Annotated in this window: 27 protein-coding genes; 8 read left to right on the top strand and 19 right to left on the bottom strand. The window is 41.6% G+C overall.

All coding sequences use genetic code 11. The features are described from left to right. Positions 1-105 precede the first annotated feature (105 nt). The 7 genes from AC3E8G_RS07790 (at position 106) to AC3E8G_RS07760 (ending at position 2,518) form a co-directional block, all read left to right on the top strand. The gene (locus AC3E8G_RS07790; protein WP_490677428.1) at positions 106-945 is read left to right on the top strand and encodes a MurR/RpiR family transcriptional regulator; all 840 of its coding nucleotides are present in this window, start codon (positions 106-108) and stop codon (positions 943-945) included. Between the two features lie 506 nt (positions 946-1,451). Further along, the gene (locus AC3E8G_RS07785) at positions 1,452-1,622 is read left to right on the top strand and encodes a hypothetical protein (protein ID WP_490677427.1); all 171 of its coding nucleotides are present in this window, start codon (positions 1,452-1,454) and stop codon (positions 1,620-1,622) included. Then, positions 1,623-1,796 (top strand): Blp family class II bacteriocin, encoded by a 174-nt coding sequence (locus tag AC3E8G_RS07780; protein ID WP_006595268.1) that lies wholly within the window; start codon positions 1,623-1,625, stop codon positions 1,794-1,796. A gap of 21 nt (positions 1,797-1,817) precedes the next feature. After that, complete coding sequence (locus tag AC3E8G_RS07775; RefSeq protein WP_490677426.1) at positions 1,818-1,985, top strand: class IIb bacteriocin, lactobin A/cerein 7B family; 168 nt, start codon at positions 1,818-1,820, stop codon at positions 1,983-1,985. A 12-nt stretch (positions 1,986-1,997) separates the two neighbouring features. Next, positions 1,998-2,165: a hypothetical protein gene (locus AC3E8G_RS07770; protein ID WP_006595270.1), complete on the top strand. Its 168-nt coding sequence runs from the start codon at positions 1,998-2,000 to the stop codon at positions 2,163-2,165. A gap of 11 nt (positions 2,166-2,176) precedes the next feature. Next, positions 2,177-2,344, top strand: coding sequence for an alcohol dehydrogenase (locus AC3E8G_RS07765; protein WP_490677425.1), 168 nt, complete (start codon positions 2,177-2,179; stop codon positions 2,342-2,344). 12 nt (positions 2,345-2,356) lie between these two features. After that, positions 2,357-2,518: a hypothetical protein gene (locus AC3E8G_RS07760; RefSeq protein WP_006595272.1), complete on the top strand. Its 162-nt coding sequence runs from the start codon at positions 2,357-2,359 to the stop codon at positions 2,516-2,518. A 316-nt stretch (positions 2,519-2,834) separates the two neighbouring features. Here AC3E8G_RS07760 and AC3E8G_RS07755 read toward each other — a convergent pair whose 3' ends face one another. From AC3E8G_RS07755 to AC3E8G_RS07690, 14 genes are all read right to left on the bottom strand, one after another. Beyond that, positions 2,835-3,884: a zinc-dependent alcohol dehydrogenase family protein gene (locus tag AC3E8G_RS07755; protein WP_490677424.1), complete on the bottom strand. Its 1,050-nt coding sequence runs from the start codon at positions 3,882-3,884 to the stop codon at positions 2,835-2,837. A 220-nt stretch (positions 3,885-4,104) separates the two neighbouring features. Continuing rightward, on the bottom strand, positions 4,105-6,756 hold the full coding sequence (gene adhE / locus AC3E8G_RS07750; RefSeq protein ID WP_490677423.1) for a bifunctional acetaldehyde-CoA/alcohol dehydrogenase: 2,652 nt from the start codon (positions 6,754-6,756) through the stop codon (positions 4,105-4,107). A 358-nt stretch (positions 6,757-7,114) separates the two neighbouring features. Beyond that, positions 7,115-8,932, bottom strand: coding sequence for an acyltransferase family protein (locus AC3E8G_RS07745; protein ID WP_490677422.1), 1,818 nt, complete (start codon positions 8,930-8,932; stop codon positions 7,115-7,117). Continuing rightward, positions 8,922-9,335: an MORN repeat-containing protein gene (locus AC3E8G_RS07740; RefSeq protein ID WP_129270555.1), complete on the bottom strand. Its 414-nt coding sequence runs from the start codon at positions 9,333-9,335 to the stop codon at positions 8,922-8,924. Before AC3E8G_RS07740 ends, AC3E8G_RS07745 begins: the two co-directional genes overlap by 11 nt. A 57-nt stretch (positions 9,336-9,392) precedes the next feature. Next, positions 9,393-9,815, bottom strand: coding sequence for a low molecular weight protein-tyrosine-phosphatase (locus tag AC3E8G_RS07735; RefSeq protein WP_490677421.1), 423 nt, complete (start codon positions 9,813-9,815; stop codon positions 9,393-9,395). A gap of 118 nt (positions 9,816-9,933) precedes the next feature. Continuing rightward, positions 9,934-10,500, bottom strand: a complete 567-nt coding sequence (locus AC3E8G_RS07730) for a nucleotidyltransferase family protein (protein WP_490677420.1) — start codon at positions 10,498-10,500, stop codon at positions 9,934-9,936. Between the two features lie 6 nt (positions 10,501-10,506). Continuing rightward, positions 10,507-11,505, bottom strand: coding sequence for a Holliday junction branch migration DNA helicase RuvB (gene ruvB, locus AC3E8G_RS07725; RefSeq protein WP_045760104.1), 999 nt, complete (start codon positions 11,503-11,505; stop codon positions 10,507-10,509). Positions 11,506-12,221: 716 nt separating this feature from the next. Continuing rightward, entirely contained in the window at positions 12,222-13,262 is a 1,041-nt protein-coding gene (locus tag AC3E8G_RS07720; protein ID WP_154859219.1) for an aldose epimerase family protein, read from the bottom strand. 27 nt (positions 13,263-13,289) lie between these two features. Further along, the gene (locus AC3E8G_RS07715) at positions 13,290-14,453 is read right to left on the bottom strand and encodes an SIS domain-containing protein (protein ID WP_154859217.1); all 1,164 of its coding nucleotides are present in this window, start codon (positions 14,451-14,453) and stop codon (positions 13,290-13,292) included. 97 nt (positions 14,454-14,550) lie between these two features. After that, the gene (locus AC3E8G_RS07710; protein ID WP_490677419.1) at positions 14,551-14,955 is read right to left on the bottom strand and encodes a PTS sugar transporter subunit IIA; all 405 of its coding nucleotides are present in this window, start codon (positions 14,953-14,955) and stop codon (positions 14,551-14,553) included. Positions 14,956-14,966: 11 nt separating this feature from the next. Beyond that, positions 14,967-15,788, bottom strand: a complete 822-nt coding sequence (locus AC3E8G_RS07705; protein ID WP_154859215.1) for a PTS system mannose/fructose/sorbose family transporter subunit IID — start codon at positions 15,786-15,788, stop codon at positions 14,967-14,969. After that, positions 15,775-16,689 carry a PTS mannose/fructose/sorbose/N-acetylgalactosamine transporter subunit IIC gene (locus AC3E8G_RS07700; protein WP_154859213.1) on the bottom strand — a complete coding sequence of 305 codons (915 nt, stop codon included), beginning with the start codon at positions 16,687-16,689 and terminating at the stop codon, positions 15,775-15,777. The genes AC3E8G_RS07705 and AC3E8G_RS07700 overlap by 14 nt, the downstream gene beginning before the upstream one ends. 39 nt (positions 16,690-16,728) lie before the next feature. Then, the gene (locus AC3E8G_RS07695; protein WP_006595287.1) at positions 16,729-17,205 is read right to left on the bottom strand and encodes a PTS sugar transporter subunit IIB; all 477 of its coding nucleotides are present in this window, start codon (positions 17,203-17,205) and stop codon (positions 16,729-16,731) included. Next, complete coding sequence (locus AC3E8G_RS07690; RefSeq protein ID WP_490677418.1) at positions 17,202-18,989, bottom strand: glycoside hydrolase family 35 protein; 1,788 nt, start codon at positions 18,987-18,989, stop codon at positions 17,202-17,204. The genes AC3E8G_RS07695 and AC3E8G_RS07690 overlap by 4 nt, the downstream gene beginning before the upstream one ends. Positions 18,990-19,120: 131 nt before the next feature. Here AC3E8G_RS07690 and AC3E8G_RS07685 point away from each other — a divergent pair, with 131 nt between their 5' ends. Next, positions 19,121-19,837, top strand: a complete 717-nt coding sequence (locus AC3E8G_RS07685) for a GntR family transcriptional regulator (RefSeq protein ID WP_006595289.1) — start codon at positions 19,121-19,123, stop codon at positions 19,835-19,837. A gap of 387 nt (positions 19,838-20,224) precedes the next feature. Here the strand turns inward: AC3E8G_RS07685 and purB are convergent, their stop codons facing one another. The 5 genes from purB to AC3E8G_RS07660 form a co-directional block, all read right to left on the bottom strand. Beyond that, positions 20,225-21,523 (bottom strand): adenylosuccinate lyase, encoded by a 1,299-nt coding sequence (gene purB, locus AC3E8G_RS07680; RefSeq protein ID WP_195610958.1) that lies wholly within the window; start codon positions 21,521-21,523, stop codon positions 20,225-20,227. A gap of 230 nt (positions 21,524-21,753) precedes the next feature. Beyond that, complete coding sequence (locus tag AC3E8G_RS07675) at positions 21,754-22,398, bottom strand: hypothetical protein (protein ID WP_490677417.1); 645 nt, start codon at positions 22,396-22,398, stop codon at positions 21,754-21,756. Positions 22,399-22,413: 15 nt separating this feature from the next. Beyond that, entirely contained in the window at positions 22,414-23,229 is an 816-nt protein-coding gene (locus tag AC3E8G_RS07670) for a phosphoribosyltransferase (RefSeq protein ID WP_490677416.1), read from the bottom strand. Between the two features lie 33 nt (positions 23,230-23,262). Next, complete coding sequence (locus AC3E8G_RS07665) at positions 23,263-23,490, bottom strand: phosphoribosylaminoimidazole carboxylase (RefSeq protein ID WP_490677415.1); 228 nt, start codon at positions 23,488-23,490, stop codon at positions 23,263-23,265. A gap of 129 nt (positions 23,491-23,619) precedes the next feature. Then, a complete protein-coding gene (locus tag AC3E8G_RS07660) occupies positions 23,620-25,071 on the bottom strand; it encodes a hypothetical protein (RefSeq protein WP_490677414.1) in 1,452 nt (483 codons plus the stop codon). Between the last annotated feature and the right edge of the window lie 6 nt (positions 25,072-25,077).

Raw genomic sequence — 25,077 nt, 5'->3', positions numbered from 1 at the left:
GTTTTCACTTGCTTTTACTTGAATAAAATGGTCTCCCCATGTTATAATTTGTAATATATTATAGGATTGTCCTGTTATTTCATTTCGCGAGAAAGGAGGACTGCTGTGAAACAAGATCAAGATTTACGCATGATTATCGCAAGTCATGAAACGGAATTGACAGATATGGAACGCGACATTGCCCACTATTTTCTATCATCCGAAGCACGACAGCATTCCCTATCCTCATCTCGCGTGACCAAATTGCTACATGTCTCAAAAGCCGCTTTAACCCGTTTTTCTCAAAAATGCGGGTTTACTGGCTATCGGGAATTTGTCTACCATTTTAACGAAGAAACCAAGAATCAAAAACAAGTGCAAGATCATGACGAACTGACTCTCAGTGTTTTGCAGCGCTACCACCATATCAGTAATGTCACTGAAGGCCTGATCAAAGATTCACAATTGGATCGAGTGGCTGAACTGATCGACCAAGCGGACCGGGTCTACTTCTTTGGGATCGGTAGTTCTGGTTTAGTAGCTAGAGAAATGAAATTGCGCTTGATGCGATTAGGTGTCGTATGTGAGGCTCTGACAGATCAAGATGGCTTTGCTTGGGCGACTAGCATTCTCGATTCCTCTTGTCTGGTCATTGGCTTCTCACTATCAGGAAGTACGATCTCTATTACAGACAGTCTACTAAATGCCAAGGAAAAAGGGGCCAAGACGATTCTTATAACTTCTAACCCTGTTGCCATCCACCAAGGATATACAGAGGTATTGCCTGCTGTAGCCCTTCCTAGCAACACCTACATCGATCGAATTTCTGCCATTTTCCCTCTACTCATCGTTGTGGATTTGGTCTATGCCCATTTCCTCAATAAAAACCGAGAACAAAAAGAAGTTGTCTTTGATAGCTACTGGGAAAACAAAAAACTCTCTAGTCAACGTTCTCGAAAATCTTAATATGGTCTCCCTATTTTAAAAAACCATGAAGGTTGGGGCTTCTCCCATCCTTCATGGTTTTTATGTTTCATGTTTTTGTCTATTGATACTAGTTTCAGAGATGCAAACATTCTAAAATTTTTAAAGAAATTTTTTCCATTTCCAGATTTTTATACGAATAGTATAAGTGACCAAATAAAAAGAAAGGAGGACCATAGATGTACTATACTCCCATTATCATCCCATGGTTTTTGTATTACTTCTTCCGTAAATAAATAAGGAAAGGGAATGCCAAACATGAAAAAGAATACCAAAGCTTTTGTTCTATTAATCTTGCTTTCATTGATCTTGTTTTAAACTAAAACCTTGAAACGTAAGAAAAACACAGCATTGGCTATTGACCTTATCCTTGCTTCATCTAATCAGCTCAGCTGACACAAAATGAACAAAAGTCAACCACATACAAGCTAGCTCTATTGGAAAATTACCCTAGCTTTGCATTCAACAAAAATTAGGAGTATTAAGATATGAGATGGCCTATCCACACTATGATTTTTGCAATCATCATCGCATTAACTGTTTTACATGATGCACATCTGATTGCGTTTCAACCAAAAATTAATTTAGCCATAGCGGCTACAATCTATCTAGCAGTTGATGCTAGATGGCGACAAACAAAAAAGAAAGAGGAAAATTAAATGACAACAGAATTCACCCAAAAATTCACACCCTTAACAGAAGAAGAATTAACACAAGTCGATGGGGGAGCTATCCCATTGGTTGCTTGGATCCTTGCTCATCCCTATCTATCTGGCACTATTGCTGGTGGTGTAACAGCTGTCGGAACTGCCATTTGGGGAGCATTTAAATAATTAATTTGAAGGAGAAAAGCAATGATAGACCAAGTACAATTTAAAGATCTCACGCATGAAGAATTAAGTGATGTTAATGGTGGAGGACTCCCTTTTCTGTTAGTTTTCGCTTACGGTTTTTCTTCTGCTTATATCGGGACAACAAAACTGATCGATGCATTTCATAGTAATATGACACGAAAATGGTAAAGGAGGAGACCTATGAGTCTGGTATTTATCACCCTCATCCTTTTGACAGGATACTGCATTCTTGATAAAAAAGCACCCAAACAAGTAGAAGGGTACTTTCCTAAATTTGCTATTGCCTTCATGGTCACTTTCACCATTCTGAACGAGGCAATTGATTTACTCTACACGATCTTACATTAAGGAGGACATCTATGGATACAAGCATCCATTATACTTGCCTAACAGAAGCTGAACTGGCGACCATTGATGGAGGAGCCTCCGTCTTTGACTCGGCAAAATTCATCGTTCAAACATGGAATATTCTATACAATTCTGGACGTGATTTTGGCCGTAGTATCATCAATGGCATCGTGCACTAGAAAGGAGCAAGCATGAAACTCGAAGAAACACGTTTTAGAAGCTTGTCCGAGCAGGAACTCAGCCATGTAGATGGTGGATCCGTCTGGATCACTGTTGGACTAATCGCTACTCCCCTTCTCATGGGAACCTTCGCTGGCGCCTTTGACGAATACGCTCGCAAACGAGGCAAATAGTAACACTTCTTTATCATCTCACTTAACAGTACAAACATCCCAGCTATCATTCTATAGCTGGGATGTTCTATTGTTTAAACGATCTTTTTAAGCAAAAAAATGAGGCTGGGACAAAAGTCCTAGCCTCTCAATTATTTTTTGATTGTCGAGCAAGACGCAGTGGTTGAGTGGGCTCTACTACGCTGATTTCATCAGCTTTTACAGCCCTACTCAACTGTGCGGAGGTGGGACGACGAAATCGAATTCTAACGAATTACCGATTTCTGTCCCACTCTCATTTTTCTATCTTATTTAGGTGATGGATCTATCCAACTTCTTAGCTGAGGTCGTTATCAATAATGACTTTCAAGGCATTGTTTTCGCCAGCATGTTTGAAAATTTCGTATGCCTTTTCTGCTTCTGACAGTTTGAAATGATGGGTCACCAACTTCGTTGCATCAATCTTACCAGATTTCAAGACGTTAAGAAGCATTTCAGTTGTATTGGCATTAACCAAACCGGTATTGAGCGTAATGTTCTTGATCCAAAGGTCATCAAGATTGAAGCTAACTGGTTTACCATGCACTCCGACGTTGGCAATATGACCGCCGACAGAGATAATATTTTGACAGACATCAAAGGTAGCTGGATATCCCACACATTCCATGGAGATATCAACACCACGACCATCAGTCACTTCATTGATAAAGGCCTTGATTTCATCAATATCACTTGAACAGATGGTATGAGTAGCTCCAAACTTCTTAGAGGCTTCGAGACGTGACCCTGACAAGTCTACCATGATAATGGTAGCTGGTGAGAAGAATTGTACAGTTAAGAGAGCTGCCAAACCGATCGGCCCTGCACCAACGATACAAACGTTGTCTCCAGGTTTCACGTGAGAAGGAAGAACACCAATTTCATAGGAAGTCGGAAGAATGTCTGAGAGCATAACCAAGGCTTCGTCATCTACAGAAGCTGGTGCATGATAGAGACTGCCGTCTGCGTGAGGGATATGGACATACTCTGCTTGGGTACCGTTGATCAAGTGGCCAAGGATCCAGCCCCCATCTTCACAGTGGGAAGGCAAGCCACGTTTACAGTAGTAGCAAGTGTTACAAGCTGTTACGCAAGAGATGATAACCTTGTCTCCTACCTTAAAGTTCGTAACCGCTTCGCCGACTTCTTCGACAATCCCAATTCCTTCGTGACCCAGAATGGTCCCTTCTTTACAAGCTGGAACATCACCACCCAAAATATGGAGGTCTGTTCCACAAATAGTCGTTTTCACTAAACGAACAATCGCATCAGTTGGTTTCTTGATCACTGGTTTTGGTTGATCAATCAACTGAAGATTTCCTGCGGATACATATGTTGCTGCTTTCATAAGCGACTCCTTTTTTGTTGGTTTCATCAAACCATTTTATTACAGTTTTTACTTTGTGAATATTATAACATATAAAGTAAGCGCTTGCAACATATTTATTAGATTTCTTTAAAAGATCATTTTCAGATCACAAAAACCAATTTTAGCATTAAAACAAAGAAAAATCCCCCGCTCTTTTGAGCGAGGGATAGCTGATAAACATCAGTTGTTCTCTAGTGTCTTATTTACGACGTCCTGGACGTTCTTTGTAACCATAGTATGCATCTTCGATGATTTCTTGCATGTGGTCTACCATTGGAAGACGTGGGTTAGCTGGTGAACATTGATCTTCGTAAGCAAGGAAGGCCAATTCACGAGAATGTTTCTTCCATTCTTTTTCGTCGATTCCTTGTGCTTTGAAGTTCATTTCGATACCTACGCGCTCACCAAGTTCGTATACAGCTTTTGCATAAGCTTCAACTGCTTCTTCTGGTGTAGAGCATGGAAGTCCTAGCATACGAGCGATGTCTTGATACTTCTCATCTGCACGGTAGTAGTTGTACTTAGGCCATGTTGCTGTCTTAGCTGGGCGTGTACCGTTGTAGCGGATAACGTATGGAAGCAAGATCGCATTGGTCCGTCCGTGAATGGTGTGGAATTGCGCACCAATCTTGTGGGCCATTGAGTGAGAAATACCTAAGAAGGCATTCGCAAAGGCCATACCTGCGATGGTTGACGCATTGTGCATCTTTTCGCGTGAGTGGAAGTCCGCGTTCTTCACTGAGCTTTCCAAGTTTTCGAAGACAAGTTTGATGGCTTGAAGCGCAAGACCATCTGTGTAGTCACTGGCCATTTGAGATACGTAAGCTTCAGTCGCATGAGTCAAGACGTCCATACCAGTGTCCGCTGCAACAGATCCTGGAATTGTCAATACCAAAGCAGGGTCTACGATTGCCACAGTTGGTGTCAATGAGTAGTCAGCGATTGGGTATTTACGGTTGTTTGCTTTATCAGAGATAACGGCAAATGGCGTTACTTCAGATCCTGTACCAGATGTAGTTGGGATCGCAATGAATTTAGTCTTCTTACCAAGCAATGGGAATTTGAAGGCACGTTTACGGATATCCATGAATTTTTGTACAAGGTCACGGAAATCCACTTCTGGTTGCTCGTAGAAGAGCCACATAACTTTGGCAGCATCCATTGGTGATCCACCACCAAGAGCGATGATTGTATCTGGTTTGAAGGAACGCATAATCTCAGTACCACGTTCAACTGTAGTGATATCTGGATCTGGTTCTACATCAGCAAAGATTTGGTAAACTACCTTATTGCGACGAAGGTCAAGCTGTTCGATGATACGATCAAGGAAACCAAGCTCTACCATAGCGTGGTCTGTAACGATCATGACACGTTCAACGTCACGACATTTTTGTAAGTATTCAATTGAATCACGTTCAAAGTATGTTTTTGAAGGAAGTTTCATCCATTGCATGTTATTTCTCCGGCGTCCGACTTTTTTGATATTCAAGAGGTTGATGGCACTAACGTTGTCCCCAACAGAGTTGCGTCCGTAAGAACCACATCCAAGTGTCAATGATGGCAAGAAGGCATTGTAAACATCCCCGATACCACCGAAAGTCGAAGGAGAGTTGCAGATCACACGAATGGCTTTAACTGCTTTACCAAATTCTTTGGTCAATTCTTCGTCAGCTGTATGGATGGCAGCTGAGTGACCAAGACCGTTGAATTCAACCATTTGGCGAGCTTTGTTAATTCCGTCTTCACGGCTTTCAGATTTCAAGACAGCGATGACTGGTGACAATTTTTCACGAGTCAAAGGCTCTTTTTCACCAACTTCTTTACATTCTGCCGCAAGGATATTGGTTCCTTCTGGAACTGAGAAGCCAGCTTGTTCAGCGATCCATGCTGCTGGTTTCCCAACGATGTCCGCATTCAATTTCGCACCCGCACAGTTCTTGCTGTTGGCTTTCACACCGAAGCAGAACTCTTCAAGAAGGGCTTTTTCTTTTTTGTTAACAAAGTAAGTGTGGTAAGATTTGAATTCTTCAACAAACTCATCGTAGATTTCTTTATCGATGATGACCGCTTGTTCAGACGCACAGACCATACCATTGTCAAATGATTTAGACATAACGATATCGTGTGCTGCTTGGCGGATATTGGCTGATTTTTCAACATAAGCAGGTACGTTTCCGGCACCAACCCCAAGAGCTGGCTTCCCACATGAGTATGCTGCTTTAACCATGGCGTTACCACCGGTCGCAAGGATAGTCGCAACTCCTTCGTGGTTCATCAGGGCACTGGTTGCTTCCATAGATGGTTGCGTAATCCATTGCACACAGTTTTCAGGAGCTCCTGCTTTAATCGCTGCATCGCGGACGATTTGTGCCGCATGAGCTGATGATTCTTGAGCTGATGGGTGGAAGGCAAAGACGATAGGGTTCCGTGTCTTCAAGGAAATCAAAGCTTTAAAGATTGCTGTTGAAGTAGGGTTGGTTGTAGGAGTGATCCCGCAGACAACTCCGACTGGCTCAGCAATAAGGGTCAAACCAGTGACGTCATCTTCTGAAATGACACCAACTGTTTTCGTATGACGCATGTTATTTACTACGTGTTCACAAGCGAACAAGTTCTTAGTCGCCTTGTCTTCAAAGACTCCACGACCAGTTTCTTCATAGGCATGAAGAGCGAGCTCACCGTGTGCGTCAAGAGCTGCTACAGATGCTTTCGCCACAATGTAGTCGACTTGCTCCTGATCCAATTTGCGCATTTCTTCAAGCGCTACGAGCGCTTTTTGCACCAACTCGTCTACGTGTTTTTCAGCAGCGAGTTTCTTTTCTTCAGGTGAGAGAGTTTTTTTATCAGCCATTTGATGCTTTCCTCCAATGTTTGAAACCCTTATCCTTTTCCGGAACTTTTTCCTGTTTTCAGAAACTTTCAAGAATAGTGTAAGAAATTTCGATTTGTTAATTTTTTCACAATATTATTGTACTCTATTTTAGAAAATTTGTAAATAGTTTCACAAAGATTTTTTTAACTTTTTTCCATGAACCCTCCTTCTCCTTCTATACAGGAGTATTTTCAAGAAAAAATTGAAGGATTTTTTTGAGAACGCACTTCAATTTCACAAACAAATATTTTCACGCAATTTTTGTAAGCGTTTTCTTAATTTTACTAAAAAAAGCAATTTTCTTCAAGCGAAAATTGCTTAAATTATATAGTAAATTTTAGGGTTTAACCGGTCCCTGATTAGCTTGATCAACTGCTTCTTTCACGACGTTGGCATACAAGTTTCCTCCGACATCGATGGAACCATCTGATTCTAAACCAAAGTGGACACTATCCGTTCCAGCCCAAATCTCTGGATTATCGATAGCAACTTGGTACCAGTCTGCTACATAGACATAGTCATATTTTTTAGCCAACTCCAGCTGATACTGTCGAGTCTGAACGGTAACGCTATTGCTATCATTGGCTTCACGCCCATCATATGGGGTCACAAAGATTAAGCGATGTCCTTTTGGTAGTTCTTGAACAAACTTATCCAACAATTCTTGATAATTATTAGAAGAGTTGGTTCCAAGAGCGATTACCACGTTCTTGAGCAAGACTCTATTGGCAATATCCGTTTCATATACTTTTAAGCCCGAGTCCAGATTGCGGCTCACCAAAGCATCTAATTGGATATCTGGCAGAACTTGTTTCAGATAATCTGATGCCCGGAGGTTTACAGAATCTCCGATCATGGTCACGCCATCTGACACATTGTAGGAAGTCGCTGAAGCATTGTCAACTTGGGCACGCGTGATCTGCATCTTGCTGTCGGATTGACGAAGCCCTTCGGTAATCAAGTTTTCATCAAAGGCTCCGACGCGTGGCGCAAAGAGTGCAATTCCAAACATGAGCAAGGTCAAGGGAATCGCGCTGTAAAAAAGTGGTTTCGTGAAACTTCTGAGATCCATCGAGATCCCGAAAATCTTCGGTTCACGCCCAGCCAAGGTTGGTTCAATAATATAGAAACTCAAGGCAGCAAGACTAAAGGATACAAGCGCTGTTAATAGAGAAGCCCAGCCATTGGTCATTAATGGAGAAAAGATGATGTAAAATGGCCAGTGGAAGAGATAAACCCCATAACTGGTATCTGCTATAAAGGTAATTACTGCTGGTTCTTTCTGATTCGGTGTCTTTTCATGAAGGACACGCGTCATCACAATCATCACAGATGCAGCAAAAGTTGCTACTAAAAAGCCAAATAAATAGGTCCAAACACTATCAAAGGGAAGGATAAAGGTCAAGACCAACAAAACTAGAAAAGCACCCGCTAAAATCGCTAACGTCTTCTGTAGAGATAGCTTCTTCACTAATTGAGTAAGATTTGGGCTGGTCGTTGTAATCCCTGTCACTGTCGCTAAAGCACTCCCCACAAAGAAAGGAAAGACGTGAGCGATACTAGAAAAGTAGACATTGGACAAATTCTTGGTGACCAGCGCTCCGACAAAGAAGGTCAGGAAAGTCACCAAAAAGAGACCTGTCGAAGATAGGAAGATATAGCCTCTATATTGGCCAACTGATTTAGCTTTTTTACCCAAAAACCAAGCCAAGAGCGCCCAGAGGACATAGTAATGAACTTCAAGAGCCAAACTCCAAGTATGAATGAACAGATGGGGGATGAACTGACTTTCGTAACTTCCGCCACTTAACATCTCATAGAAGTTGGTCACAAAGCCAAAGACGGCTGCAATCTGTGTCCCAATCCCAGCAATAAAGTCTCGTCTGACCAAGAAGGTAAAAGGCATGACCAGCAAGACCATAAAGACTAAAGGAGGGACAATCCGGTAGAAGCGTCGGCGAAGGAAGCCCTTGAGATCAATTTTTTGATGACGGGCAAACTCATCGATCAGAAGAGCCGTGATCAAAAATCCTGAGAAAGTAAAGAAGATATCGACTCCAATAAATCCACCAGGAAAAACTTTTTGAAAGAAATGGTAGAGAAGAACGAGAAGAAGTCCCGTTATCCGTACCAATGAAAACCATTTAATTCGCATTTTGATAAATTCCTTGTTTAAACGTTCCCTTATAAACGACATTTTGTTCTGTCGTCAAGGTTCCCTGGCCTTCTGGTTGGCCATTGACAAATTCACCTTCATATTTCCAGCCAGCCTTGGCTGTAAAGGTTCCATAACCGCTAAAGGTCCCATTGACAAAATTGCCCTTGTAGGTGTCCCCGTTCTCAAAGGTCACCGTCCCTTGGCCATTCATCTTGCCTCGGACGACACTTCCGTCGTAGCGAATAGCTCCCTTATCGAGGGTCAACACACCTCCGAAAGGAATGGAGGAAAGAAAAACCCACAAAGCAGACAGAACAATAATCCCCAAGGACAAGCGTTCAATATTCTCTCTCGTAACATAGACCTTATAGGTCTCATATAATTCTTTTATTTTTTCCATACTCTGTTCATTCTTTTTATCTTCAGCCGGTTAGTCCTTTAAGGAGCCAGTCCGAAACTAATCTTCTAATCGGTCCAACCACTCTTGACAACCAGCTAGGACACGGCGATAGGTCTCTTCGAAATCTCCTGTGTACCATGGATCTGGGACACTTTCTCCTGCAAAGAGATGAATCTTGTGCTCTGTTCCAGGCGGTGCCATTCGTTTGAGGTCAGCCACATTGTTTTCATCCATCCCTAAGATCAGATCAAAGGTATGAAAATCTTGGTCACTGATTTGAAGGGATGTTTTAGACGTATCATAGGGCACACCATGACTGCGAAAAATCTTTTGAGTCCCTTGGTGAATAGGGTTCCCGTGCTCCCAGTTGGAGGTAGCACGACTTTCAATCTCATACTGGTTGGTCAAATCCTTCATGACAAACTCCGCCATGGGGCTCCGACAAATATTTCCTAAACACACAAATACGATTTTTTTCATGACAGCACCTCCTTTCTATTATAACAGAATGTAAGAAAAATATAATCTGCTAAAATTATAATTTTGAGGCAAGACGAAAAAAGCCTGTCCACCGTTGAAGTGGGCTGACTTTCTTTTTTTATTCAGGCAGGATGATCTGAAGGGCTGGCCATTTTCGTTTCCAATCTTTCTTCCGCATACGCTCTGTATAAACTGCCAAACGCTCGGGACTAGCTAAAAAATGTGGAGTCGGCTGAACGATGAAGTCTTCGATATCCCTTGTCCCATAGGGGAGAAAGAGCTCTAGCTGACCATCATTCCTTAAGCAAACTGCAAGAGCTGTACACTGCTCGGGGTATTTGGAAACCGCATCACAGGCATTGCGATAAGGAGCTGTCCCCGGGCTATGCTGGTGCATGTAGACTTGGTTTTTGACTTCCCAAGCGTACTGGGGATAGGTCTTCTTTAATTCTTGCTCGATCTGCAGAGTCTCCTCATAGCTAATCGCAGGGTCATAAAAGACCAGATCCAGATCTGTCGACGCGTCAAATCCTGGTCTTCCAGAGAGCTGGTTCCAGATGAAATTGCGCACCGCCCCTGCTGCTAACCAAGCGTCTGCCAGGTTGAAATCCCGAATAATAGCCAAGACTGTCATCATCTCCGGATCCGCTTGGATCTGTTCTACGATTGCTTCATCCGTCAGCATCTTCTTCTAGTCTCCATTGTAGGGATAACCCAGGTGTTCATAGGCCTTGCGGGTCGCCACGCGCCCTGTCCGGGTCCGCATGATAAAGCCTTTCTGAATCAAGTAAGGCTCATACATATCTTCTACGGTCTCGCGCTCTTCGGCAATATTGACCGATAGAGTCCCAAGCCCGACCGGGCCACCGCCGTACATTTCAATCATGGTGCGCAGGATCTTTTGATCGACATAGTCCAGCCCTTCATGGTCCACATCTAGCATGGAGAGGGCCTTGTCTGTAATAGTATCGTCAATCAAGCCATCGCCCATGATCTGGGCAAAATCGCGCACCCGTTTGAGCAACCGGTTGGCAATCCGAGGAGTCCCCCGACTACGAAGAGAAAGCTCTTCTGCAGCCTCGTGGGTAATCTCCATCTCAAAGATCTCGGCAGTCCGCTCGACAATCTCTGTCAGATCATCTTGCTCGTAGTATTCCATGTGCCCCGTAATCCCAAAGCGAGCGCGCAAGGGATTGGACAGCATCCCAGCTCGAGTCGTCGCCCCAATCAGAGTGAAAGGAGGAAGGTCCAGATGGACACTCCGGCTGGTCTCGCCAGCACCAATCATAATGTCGATGTAAAAATCTTCCATGGCGCTGTAAAGCACTTCTTCGACTGACATAGGAAGACGGTGGATCTCATCGATAAAGAGGACATCGCCCGGCTCTAGATCATTGAGGATAGCTACCAAGTCACCAGCCTTTTCAATGACAGGACCGGAAGTCTGCTTGAGATTAACACCCAGTTCATTGGCAATGACAAAGGCCATCGTAGTCTTCCCCAGTCCCGGAGGGCCAAAAAGAAGGACATGATCCAGCGCTTCATCCCGAAGCTTAGCCGCCTCAATAAAGATTTTCAGCTGGTCCTTGACCTTATCTTGACCAATATATTCATGTAAATATTGCGGGCGCAGCGTCCGTTCAACAGCCTCTTCATCGCCCATGATTTCATTGTCTAAAATTCTACTCATACAGTCTATTATAGCAAAAAATGATGCCTCTGATGATTTAAAATCATATTCTATTCAATATATCACTAATTATTGATTGTTAGGCGCTGGGAATCGATTCCCCTCTTAAACTACCTTGTTTCTTTTTAAGGAACGTAGTCCGTCTGCGACCCTATTGGACTGCCTTCAACATTATAATAAGGAACGTTGATGCTCGTAAAAAATAAGGAACGTACCTAAGCTCGTCTACGTCCCTATCAGGCTTGGTTAGATGAAATAGGTTTAGTAATAATTACATAACGCAGTGGTTGATTGGTATCTTTGTTCGCTCTTATAGCTCCAAAGATTACCTACTAATGAGGAAACGAGGTTTCCTATATCCGCAACCTCAAACAGTCTCCCAGACTGTTTGACCTGTGCGGGGGTGAGACAATTAAAAAGGTTTGGGGAACCTTTTCAACCTGAGACAAAAAATAAGGAAGCGAAGCAATTTTAAAAAATTGTTCTGTCTCACTCCCAGAAAAAAAGCCACCGGTTTTGGTGGCTCTTATAGGGAGATTATTATGAAAAAGTTTTAGGAGTTTTATCATTCAAAGTTAGGAGGTCTTTGATGATGGTATTAGTATACGACGGGAAGCTTAAAGTTTCCTTATAGTCATTTTTAAAAATTTTTTTCAAAAAAAGAGAGGTTTCAAGCAAAGATTTCCCATCCTTGTTTGTCACCTTCTCTTTCTTATCTATTTCTTAGCGATGGCATGGTAGCTGGTCTTGCTGGTGAAGACTTGACCTGCTCTCAAGATAACCTTTTCAGCTTGGTCGCTATGAATGGCATCTGGTACGGTTTGGAATTCCAAGGCTAGACCATTGTGCTGAACCATTGGTTGCCCTTCCAGATAAACAGTATCATCCACAAAGTTAGCTGAATACACCACCAAGGCGGGAGCTTCTGACTTGAAGGTCAAAAAGCGTCCAGACGGCTGATGGTAAAGAAAGCCAGCATTTTCATGCCCTTCTGGCAGAGCGAAAGGATGGTCTAAGCCTTCTACCAGGCGGATTTGCGGATCCGAATCCTTAAAGAGATCCTCTAAGAGCATAGCTTGGTAGAGATGCTGAACGATCGGACTTTCTTTGTCCACAGTGTGAAGAGGGATACCGTCGGGATGGATAGGGTAAAGCCCTTGATGGTTGATCTGAAAGACATGGTCATTAATCGGCTGAGTGAAGTTGCCTGATAGGTTGAAATAGCTGTGGTTGGTCGGATTAACTAGAGTATCTTGGTCCGTTTCTACTCGATAGCTGATTTCCAACTCCCCTGCTTCCGTCAAGCCATAGGTCACCCAGATCTTGAGATTTCCAGGGAAACCACCGATACCATCTGCACGCTCTGTGTACAGGGTGATTTCTTGGTCTGTCACGGATTCCACGCTAAACAAGTCGCTGTCCCAGCCCGTCGGTCCACTGTGATTGCAGTTGGCGCCATTATTGGCTTCTAAGTGATAGGTTTGACCATTGAGCTCAAAGCTGGCCCCTGCAATCCGGCCAGCAACTGGACCAATGCTGGCTCCGTACTTGGGGCTATTGCCGACATAGGCATCAAAATTGTCAAAACCCAATACAATATTAGCGAATTGATCCTGTTTGTCAGGCGTCACATACTCTATAATCGTCGCCCCATAGGTCATGACAGACAATTGATAACCTAGGTCATTTTCGAGGCGATAAGCTTCTACATCTTGGCCGTCCAATTGACCAAATAGATATTTTTGATAGTGTTTCACAAGTTGTCTCCTCCAAGATCATTCATTCTAGTGAAAAGGGTGAATCACCACTCCTTGTACAACACGGTTGACTGTTCCAGTTGGTGATGGTGTGTCTGGGCGATTTTGAACCTTGAGAGAAGTCAAGAGAGAAATCAATTGACCGTAGATAATGTAAGGGAAGGCACGGTAGATATCCAGTGAGTCTGCTGAAGATGCTACCAACACTTCTCGTACATGCTCAATCCCAGCAGCTTGGTCCGTCAAGAGGACGACCTGACGGGCAATCTGATCCCCTGCTACTTCTCCAACCAAATCTAGATCATACTGACGCGTATAAGGATCAATGGAGCCAAATACCAAGACGAGAGTTTGGTCATTGATAAGAGATTTCGGTCCGTGACGGAAGCCGACAGGACTCTCGTACATGGTCGCGATTTTACCGGCAGTCAATTCCAAAATCTTGAGTTGGGCTTCATGAGCTAGCCCAAAGAAAGGTCCTGCCCCCAGATAAATGACGCGTTCGAAATCTAAATCTACAACTTCCTTGACCTCACGGTCTTTCTCCAAGACTTGCTCTGACAGGTGAATCAATTCTTCTACTCGTTTTGCCTTGATTTCTTCCTCACTTGAATCAAAGACCAAGAGGGCTGTCAGGAGCATAGAGGTGAAGCTGGAGGTCATGGCAAAGCCGGCGTCGTTGGTTTCTTTCGGCTGTAAGAGCAAGAGATTGCGCTCATCTCCGTGGGCTTGCTGGGCCAGTTTTCCTTCTGCTGCACAAGTAATGGTGATCTGATAAAGTTCATCAACCAAGTCTTGGGCCAGTTGCACGGTTGCGACACTCTCTGGAGAGTTGCCACTTCGTGCGAAGGAAACCAAGACAGTCGCCACTTCTTTTTTGAGATAGGTTTGTGGATGAGCTACGATATCCGTCGTCGCAATGGATTGGAAATTCCAATGCCGTTCATCGTGCACTTCCTGCAGATAAGGAACCAAGGTGTCCCCCACATAGGCTGAGGTCCCTGCCCCTGTCAAGATAACCTTGATGTAGCCATGACGCTTCCCAATAGCCTCCAAAAACTCTTGGATTTCTTTTGCTTTCTCTTGATAGAGACGATAGGTTTCTATCCAGACTTCCGGTTGCTGATAAATTTCGCGCGTCGTAATCTCAGCCCCCAGTTCCAGCAGTTCTTCTTTTGTATAATCTAGCATGCTTCTCCTCTTTTCTACTCGCCTTATAAGCGGTAAGAGGCCGAGACAATTGTCCCAGCCCCATTCCGAATGTTCAAGCGGTTTTCGCTATCGTATCTTACTCATCCTCGTCGTCATCAAAGTTGGATAAGAGATCATTAACCTTCACGATGCTTTCTTGTGCACGCGCTGGATAAGCTTCTTCTCCTCCGACCAGGCTGTTATTAATAAATTCAATTACCATTGGCAAGTTCATCCCTGCATAGAGGTCAATGGCGCGCCCTTCAAGAATCAAGCGGCTAACCGTATTACAAGGAGTGCCTCCCAAAAGATCCGCAAAGACGATGTAGGCATCGAAGTCTGCAACACAAGCTTCAAACTTGGCTGTAAACTCCTCAGGACCTTCCTCTGGCAAGAGGGCCACGGCATGAATGTTGTCTTGTGGTCCCATAATCATTTCTGTGCTGGCCTTGAGCTCTTCACAGAAGCGACCATGACTGACCAATACTAGGTGTTTTGCCATACCTTACTCCATTATTCCATTCCAAAGAAGAAATGACCAAAGGCAGAGAAGGAAATAGCTGCGACGATAATCAACAAGATAGCTTTGGTTGAGTTCATACCCTTACGTCCAAGCAACCAATAGATCGCACCTGTGATGATAGCTGGTACCAAACGTGGGAAGACCAAGTTAAGCATGTCTTGAATATCGATCGCTTTTTTACCGATGTGTGGCATCCATGATACATCGACATTGATCATAGACGCGATCAAGGCACCGACCATGAAGATACCAAGTACAGAAGCAGCTTCGATCAAAGCTGTCAAGGTACTTTGCATGTTGTTGATTAGGTTGGTACCTTCTTTATAGGCAAATTCCAACTGTTTCCAACGGAAGATATCATAGACTACTGCTACCGCGATCCAAAGGAAAATACCCCATGGTTGACCTTGTGACGCGATTGTTGCTGCGATAGATCCCATAATGGCTGGAACCAAAGATCCAAAGATAGAGTCTCCAAGAGGGGCAAATGGTCCCATGAGACCTGTCTTGATCCCGTTAACCGCATCTTTCGATTTCACACCATCTTTTTCTTCCAAGGCCAAATCAAAACCAGTGATGATGGTGTGGAAGAATGGTGAAGTATTGAAGAATTGCGTATGCAATTTCATCATTTCTTTCAATTCAGGTGTACCGTCTCCATACATTTTGCGCAATTGTGGAAGAAGCATGTAAAGGTAACCAGAAGCCTGCATCCGTTCGTAGTTCCAACCCAATTGGAAGGTGAAGAGGCTACGTTTGTTGATTTGTTTGAAATCCTCTTTAGTGAGTTTGTAGTTCTTAGAATTCGTCATCTTCAATTTCCCCGCTTTCTACATTGCTTGCTGGAGCAGCTACAACCGTACGTTGGCTGTTTTTAAAGTGTTGCACTGCAAGGAAGATACCAATGATGGCAACCCCGATCATAGATACAGATTTGAAGTTATTTGTGAAAGCAACCATTTGTTCTTTTGGAAGTTTTGCAAAAGCATCTGTTCCAAGCATTGCTGAAACGGCATTACCAACACTTTGGACATTGCCGTAAAGCACTGTCAACATTGCTGTCAAGCCAAAACCAAGGGCAAGATAGTGAAGGTGACGTTTCACAGGCAAGTAGCGAAGCAAGATGGCAAATCCAAGACCTGGAAGCATACGTCCTGCAAGTGTCAAACCATTCGCAATCCATTTATATTGTTCAACAAAGTCTACAATAGATTGAACATAAGACCCACCGAACTTAAGAGCTAAGAAGACTGGAAGGGCACGAGAAAGAGCCCAAGGAAGAGCACCGAGAAGGTAGTTGCGTTCAATTCCTTTGTAGTCAAAGCGTTCAATCGCCGCATCAATACGGTGTGCAAAGGCAGTTGTACTCATCCGACCAAGGATATCTGCATAAGTCAAGAGACCTGCTACCGGAACGGCAATGGTTGAAATCGCAATTTCTGGTTTGATTCCTTGTGCTACTGAGAAAGCAGTCGCAAGGACGGCACCAGAAGTCGCGTCAATACGAGAAGCTCCACCGAAAGTACCAACACCGAGTACTGTCAATTGAAGAGCAGCTCCGATATAGAGACCTGTCCCTAAATCTCCCATGACAAGTCCTGTAATGAAACCAGCAAAGACTGGTGATCCTGCTGATGAAACAATCGTCAACTCATCACAGATTTGATAAGCTGAGTACAAAGTAAGTAGTAAAATTTGCCACCATTGTATCATGACAATTTCCTCCTAAAATTTTTCTTTTTTATTTATAAACTATTTGAGCAACTTCAAGAAGTCTTCAACTGGATCATTTGGAACCATTTGAGCAGTTAGCTTAACTCCTTTTTCAGCTAGCTTGTGGAAAGCTTCCACATCGGCATCCACCACGTTGATCGAACGAGTAACGGGACGAGTCTCGTCTGATTGAGACATGTTCCCTACGTTCAAGGTTTCAAGTGGCACCCCTGCTTCTACCAAACCGAGGAAGCGGTCTGGTTTGCGAGCTACGATGAAGAGACGTTGACTGTCATATTTTCCAGCCAAGATATTTTCTGCAGCCTTTGCTACTGGCAAGATACTGAGCTTGACACCAGGTGGTGTCGCTAATTTCAAGCCACTTTTTTCGATATCATTTTGAGCGACTTCATCATCGATCACCATGATACGTGAAATATTTAGTTTGGTAGTCCAAAGGTTGGCTACCTGCCCGTGGATCAAACGTCCATCGATACGGCATCCTACAATAGTCATAAGTTTTCCCCCTTTACTTCTTTGAATGTAGGTTGTGAAACAAGTTTTAAGGTCTCCTTCCAAGTGCCCTCTGTCTCAAAGACGAGGATCTCATTTTCCCCATCTTTGAGAAAACCATGAGGGATGTAGAGGGAGAGTGTTGGACCGACTTCCCAGAAACGACCGATATGGTGGCCATTTACTAGAACGATCCCTTTTCCAAATCCAGTCATATCAAGGAAGGTATCCTCAACCTGATCTAGATGAAAAGCAAATTGATAAAAAGCTGGTTGACCTTCTTGCCATTCTTTCGAAAAATCCAAGCGATCCAGCTGGCTAAAATCAAGCGCATATTGTTTCCAATGAAGCTTGAAATGAAGATCGATACAAACCCCAGTTCGGATTCCTTTTCGTTGGGTATCCGCTAAGAGTTTGTGCCCATAATTGACTCTTCCCATGTTTTCGATCAAGAGTTTTAAGTTTGTAATCGTTTTCTTTTTTCCGTTTAAAAAAAGATCTTGACCGATTTCTTCTTGGTATTGAGTGGCAATCAACTGATCATTGGCATAAACCTGTACCCGATCACGCGCATCGATGATACGCAAGCGCTCTTCTTCCGCATCCATTTCCACTTCTGTCTCATAGAGCAGATAGCCTAATGGGTGGTCGATTTCTTCCATGGTCTGTGGGTAAAGACTTTCGGTGACCTGAGCAATCTCGTTTAAATTGCCGAACAAACTAGTCTTTTGGGTCAACTCCAATGTTCGTTCAGACAAACTCGACTTCACAAGCGGATCCATCTGTGGATACTCTGGATAGTAGGTCGCCATCATCTGCTTGACTGCATCGTACTTAGGAGTCGGGTTGCCCTGCTCATCTAAGAGAGCGTCATAGTCATAGGATGTCACCTGTGGGAGATCCACGGTTCCTCGTGCTGAGCAACCGTTCATAAATCCGAAGTTGGTCCCACCATGAAACATGTAGAGATTAATTGAGCCTTCCTGCAAGACCTCATGGACTGCTTCTGCCAACTCTTCTGGATCTCGCTTGATGATCGGTTCTTTCCAACGATTGAACCAGCCATCCCAAAATTCCATACACATGAGCGGCCACTCTTTGTCATGCTCCGCAAAGAACTCTTTCATCTGAGAGAAGTTGTAATTTGCTCGCGAACCAAAATTACCGGTTACAAAGAGTCCATCCTCAATCAAAGTCCCTGCTCGAAGAGTCGCCCTCCAAGGTCCATCAGAAGTAAAGAGTGGACAGGTAATGTACCGCTCGATCATTAGATCTCTGATCGCCCGAAGATAGGCTTTGTCTTCGCCATAAGAGCCGTATTCGTTTTCCACCTGCATCATGAGGATATTGCCCCCACGATCCAATTGGTACTTGGCCACACGTGGCAGGAGCTCGTCGTAATAGCGAGCCACTTCCTTTAGAAAGGCCGGATCCGATGAGCGAATCCGAAGGTCTTTTTCAATTAACCAGGCTGGCAAGCCCCCAAATTCCCACTCCGAACAAATAAACGGTGATGGACGGAGGATCACATACAGATCCAACTCTTGAGCTACTTGGATAAAGTGCTCCAGGTCCAAATTCCCTTCAAAGCGAAAGTGGCCTCTTTGTGGCTCATGAGCATTCCATGGAACATAGGTTTCAACAGTATTAAAACCTAGAGCTTTTAGGTTATATAAGGAATGATACCAATCCTCACGATCGATCCGAAAATAATGAATTGCACCAGATAAAATCTTAAAAGGTTGATCATTTAAATAAAAATCTTCACGGATTTCAAATGCCCCCATACTGAGAACCTCCTTCTAAGAAACCCTTTTCATTTATTAATATAATATATTAATAAAAAAATGTCAACAACTTTTAAAAAAATATGTTAAAATAATATTAACAAGGGATATCGAAAGAAGAGGTGAAGTACATGGCAATCCCAAAATACCAACACATCAAAGATGATTTGAAGCAACAAATTATCTCAGGCAAATTCGAAAATGGAGATAAATTTTACACAGAAGCCGAGTTGATTAAGATTTATAATGTTAGCTCGATTACTGTTGTTCGTGCTTTGAACGATTTGGCTAGCGATGGATACATCGTCCGCCAACAAGGAAAAGGAACCTTTGTTTCGCGCGCTAGAAAACACAAACTAGTTGAGTTTTCAGACGTTGAAACCTTCCCTATCCAAAAAGCGACTGTAAAAGTTCTCTCTATCAAGCGTGGCAACGCACTGAACATCTTGGATAAACTAGGACTTGCTCCAACTCAATTCTATTACAAGATTGATCGGACCCGTCATATCGGTGAAGATACCTATATCTACCACCAGACTTATGTCCCAGAGCAATATATTAACCCAAATTATCCGAGCTTAGATTACTATAGTTCGATTTATGATCGCTTTAAAGAAGATTATCATATCCATATGAATGATGAACACTTTGAAGAAATCAATGATATTGTATTTCCAACACCAAGCAAAATCGCTTCTGTGTTGAATATCGATGAAAACTTCCCAACTGTCCGTCAAGTGAAGACGACAAAATTGGAAGCGACCGGTCAAATTCTCGAATATAGCGAAACCTATAAACGCGGCGACTACTATAAAATCAAATTTATCTCTTGTGATCGTGATCATTGATCATTCAAAGTCTGGGGTCTGGCCTCAGACTTTTATGATACAAATTATAGCATGAAAAAATAGTTCCTAAAACATGTAAAACGAATAATCTATAATTAGTGATAGACTTCCTATAAATAGTTTAATCAGTCAAAATTTATTATGATAAATTCCGTGTCTAGAGCACCTAATATAGTCAAAGAAAAAGAGAGTGGGACAGAAATCGGTAATTCGTTAGAATTCGATTTCGTCGTCCCACCTCCGCACAGTTGAGTAGGGCTGTAAAAGCTGATGAAATCAGCGTAGTAGAGCCCACTCAACCACTGCGTCTTGCTCGACAATCCAAAAACAATTAAGAGACTAGGACTTTTGTCCCAGCCTCTTTTTTGATCAAATCTATGAGGGGGATTAGTCACCCAAACCGATGCGTTCGAAGATTTCATCCACACGTTTTGTATAGTAGGTTGGGTTGAAGATTTCGTCGATTTCTTCTTGAGTGAGGCGTGATGTCACTTCTGGATCTGCTTCAAGAAGTGGTTTAAAGTCTACTTGGTTATCCCATGATTGGGCAGTCTTCGGTTGAACAAGGTCGTAAGCTTGCTCACGCGTCATGCCTTTTTCAATCAAAGTTAGCATGGCACGTTGGCTGAAGATCAAACCAAATGTAGAGTTCATGTTGCGGATCATGTTTTCTGGGAAGACTGTCAAGTTCTTGACGATGTTTCCAAAACGGTTGAGCATGTAGTCAATCAAGATAGTTGTGTCTGGTGCAATGATGCGCTCAGCTGATGAGTGAGAAATATCCCGTTCATGCCAAAGGGCTACATTTTCATAAGCTGTTACCATATGACCACGGATGACACGTGCAAGACCTGTCATGTTTTCAGAACCGATAGGGTTACGTTTGTGTGGCATTGCTGATGACCCTTTTTGACCTTTGGCAAAGAACTCTTCCACTTCACGTTGTTCTGATTTTTGAAGACCACGAATTTCAGTTGCCATACGCTCGATAGAAGTTGCGATGCTGGCAAGAACCGCAAAGTACTCAGCGTGAAGGTCACGAGGAAGGACTTGTGTAGAGATTTCTTGAGCACGGATACCCAATTTATCGCAGACATATTTTTCAACGAATGGTGGGATGTTGGCAAAGTTACCAACCGCACCAGAAATCTTACCAGCTTCCACACCAGCAGCCGCGTGCTCAAAACGCTCGATGTTCCGTTTCATTTCGCTGTACCAAGTTGCCAATTTCAAACCAAAAGTTGTAGGCTCAGCGTGCACACCGTGGGTCCTACCCATCATGATAGTGAACTTGTGCTCTTTCGCTTTGTCAGCGATGATGTTGAGGAAGTTTTCAAGGTCACGACGAATAATGTCGTTGGCCTGCTTGTAGAGGTAACCATAGGCCGTATCTACAACGTCAGTAGAAGTCAAACCATAGTGAACCCACTTACGCTCTTCACCAAGAGTCTCAGAAACCGCACGTGTGAAGGCAACCACATCGTGGCGAGTCTCCTGCTCGATTTCCAAAATACGGTCGATGTCAAAGTCCGCTTTTTCACGGATCAAAGCCACATCTTCCTTGGGAATTTCTCCCAATTCAGCCCAGGCTTCGTCAGCCAAGATTTCCACCTCAAGCCAAGCACGGTATTTATTTTCTTCAGTCCAAATATTCGCCATTTCTGGGCGAGAGTAACGTTCGATCATGTTTAAGATACCAAGGGCGACTAGAAAGTGACTGAATTTTAGGAAACTAACAACGGACGTTTACGTCCTAGGCGGTTTATCTAAATTCCGAGCTTTCTGCCCGGGTTCAGTTCTACAGACTAGATGCCCATTCCCTTTCTTTGTTTACAATTAGGAAGTCCGTAGCCCGTATTCAGTTTTTATAAATACGAGATCCATTGTTCCTTTCTCTTTTATCATTTTTTAACAAATCAACCAAATAGAGAAAGTTGCTCCCCTGAATCATTTACAACATGTTGTTTTTCTTTACTGGAAACTCTTAGTTCCTTCATTTCATAGTAATATTTTTTTGTTTCATCTTGTACTAATTTTTCAATTACTTTGTTTTCAAATTCAAGAATATTTTTAAACTTCATAATACCATTCTCGGGAGTAGGATAATAATAGAGGCCGACATATTTATTTTGAATCAATAAATTATATATATTATTTAGAGATCCTTTGCTTACTTCAACTTTTCCGAAACGATTTTTTCTCGTATCTTTCCAAACGACCAAACCAAAATCTGCTTCATCAGCCATAGCTCTATCTTTGATCATTTGTCCTTCCCTAGTATACTTCCCATTTCTATATAACTTTTTATTTTCAATATCTACAGGAATACGTTTATTAACCCATTCCTTATACGAAAAATTCCTAGGACTAGGACCCACATGATAAACTTCTACATTCTTATAATTATCCGCTTTAAGCATATCCTGTATATTTTTATCAATTCCTGGAGCATCACCAATCAAAATGGTATAATTTCTTTTTCGACAATCATCAACCGACTTAATAACATCTTTAGGAATTTCTTTACTTGAAATACTACCACTTATGAATATTTTTCTCATATGAAACACCTCAAGTTATTCTTCATCAAACTGTTCGTCAGCATTTTTACTCACAGTCCAATATCCATTAGAGTTTCGATATATAGATAAATCAAAAACTCTTGTAAAATCTTTTTTTTCTAATGCTTGTTTAACCACTCCGAATAAATGGTGTTCTTCCCAAATTTTTACATGTTCAGGTTTGTCATCTCTATAAAAATATAAATCTATAGACTCACTTTCATTGTTAACAGATGATTTACTATATTTTGAAATTCTACATTTATATTTTTTAGGAATGCCTCCATATTTATTTTTTGTAAGGCTAATAAATCTAATAAAAATATTTGGATTTTTCCGTTTTAACGCCGATACAGTGTAATTTGCTGTGTTACCTTCACCAAATAAATCATCAATTAATAATACATTTTTGATATTACTAGGTAAATTTTTCGATACATAACTACCAGCACTAATTTGAGAATCTTTAGCTTGTTCTGACGTTAGTTTTTCGAGTACAGAAAAATCAACTTTTTTCCCACTAACCTCACTTAGACGCTCAGCTACAATGTACATAATTTTTAAGTTCCCATCTGGATTATCTTTATGATAGGGATTAAAACTAGGTACAGGAAGAATAATGTCACAATTGTCAACATAAATTTTTAACTGTTCCACCAAATAATTGATTTTGTGCTGAACTTGACTACATGTAAGAGAATTATTTTTTATGTATCCATATTTTATGGCGCATATAGCTTCTCCGATATTTGTATAGCCATTATCTTTATACCAGTCTAAAGCTAAGGCTTCATCCGCTAATCCAACCTCTTCTCTTAAATCAATTGTCATTATAAAATGTCCTCCTAAATATTACCTATTATGTTACTCAAACTCTTCTTTCCCAATCCACACGGATGGATAATGATCCAGTGTATTCAAATCCGTATCCAGCGGCAGATCATAGATAGCTAAATAGTTTTCAGGATATTGAGCAGTCAGCTCTTCATACTTAGCTTTCACTTTTTCGTGATTGCTACTCGCATACAAGACTTCGACTACTGCTCCAGTCTTGTCTTTTTCGACAAATGCGTCGACGATGAGTTGAATCATAGTAATGGTAAAACCCGTAGTATTCAGTTAAGCTGATACGAGCTCCCTTTCCCCTTTCTATTATATTTTTACAGGAATAAGGACACTTTTAGCCCAAGTTTATATACTTGAACTATCCCTATTCCCACTTCATTTATTTAGATTTTGATACTCACTTAATAAATTTTCAAAATCAATATCCAATCTAGCATTTAAATATTTCTTAACTTCATCTAAGTTATCACGTATGGACCTAGTTGCACCATAAAATTGGGGATTTGAATTCATAATACTTAGAAGTTTTCTAACATCTTCTTCATCTTGAACTAAATTCAATTTCAATAACATAATCAAGTTATTTTTGGCTCCATCATAACTCCCTGAATCTGATACATACTCAAATAAAAAACATTTTAATTGAGGTAGTAAGCTATAATACACACACTGAGCATATAATCCAGATACTTCTCTTTCCGTTAAAAAATCAATATTAGGAATATCAACCCAACCTGTTCTGTATGTGCTTATATTTTTTCTTATTTTAAATATAGTTTCTTTTAAATGCACTTCTTTGTTATCAACTAAATACAACAAGCTTGATAAAAATTTAGCTTTCTCAACAAATCGTCCTCTATCATCAGATGAAACATTACTTATACCAGTTGCAACAGGATCGTTCTGGATAAACATTCTTTTTGAAAATCCTAATATGATATCTTTTTTATCTTTAGGCAGTATTTCCCAAAGTCCAGGGCAAAACTGAAAATATTCCATCAAATTATATATTTTTGACTGAAACTTTTGATAATGATTAGATGTGACAATATCATCAGGTAAAACATTCACTAGTTTAAAAGAATCATCTGATATCGATTCTTGACAATAATCTGGATTGAATTTATAAACTACTTTGAGAACATTAATTATATTCGATCTATTATTTTCAAGTGATGAACTTTCTTTAAAAATTTCTTTAAAGAAAATTTTGAAGACATTTTTATATGCAGATTTATTTAACCTTTTTAAATATTTATCAATAAATTGATTATCAAACTCCTCATTATAACCATGCTCTTCAACATAATCTGCAGCATATTGAAAGACTTGCTCTGCATACTTACTACCTAATCCAAGTTGATTTAAAAAGATTATTTTTAATGCATTGGTCAGAGCCAATTCGACCTCTTCTCTTTGGATATCCCTAAGTGATATTTCAATCTTATCTTTCTCCATTTCAACTATCGGATGGGCTCCATAATTTCTAAATCTTTGGATTTCTTCTAAATCAAGGAATTCAATATTTGTTATGAAACCTCTATTCTTTAACTCCTCAATTAACACTCCCTCCCAAGATGGACTTTTAGGATTATTTTTCTTTTGTGCCTCCACCTTTGTTATAATCGCATTCGCATTACTGTTTGCATAAAAGTCTCTCAAAATTTCCAGTTGTTTTAGGATATCATATAACATAGTTGTATATAGAACGACTATCGCAGACCTATAATATCCTTTCCTGATGTTGTCAACTACCTCTAGCAAATATTTCTTAGTAACTTCACGTGCGATCTCTTCATTTATCACTTTCTCAATTTTATCTTCCATATCAAA

The sequence above is a fragment of the Streptococcus sp. SCPM-O-B-15294 (M123) genome (assembly GCF_058200455.1).
The sequence above is the reverse complement of the archived record's forward strand: the minus strand, read 5'-3'. Positions and strand labels throughout refer to the sequence as shown.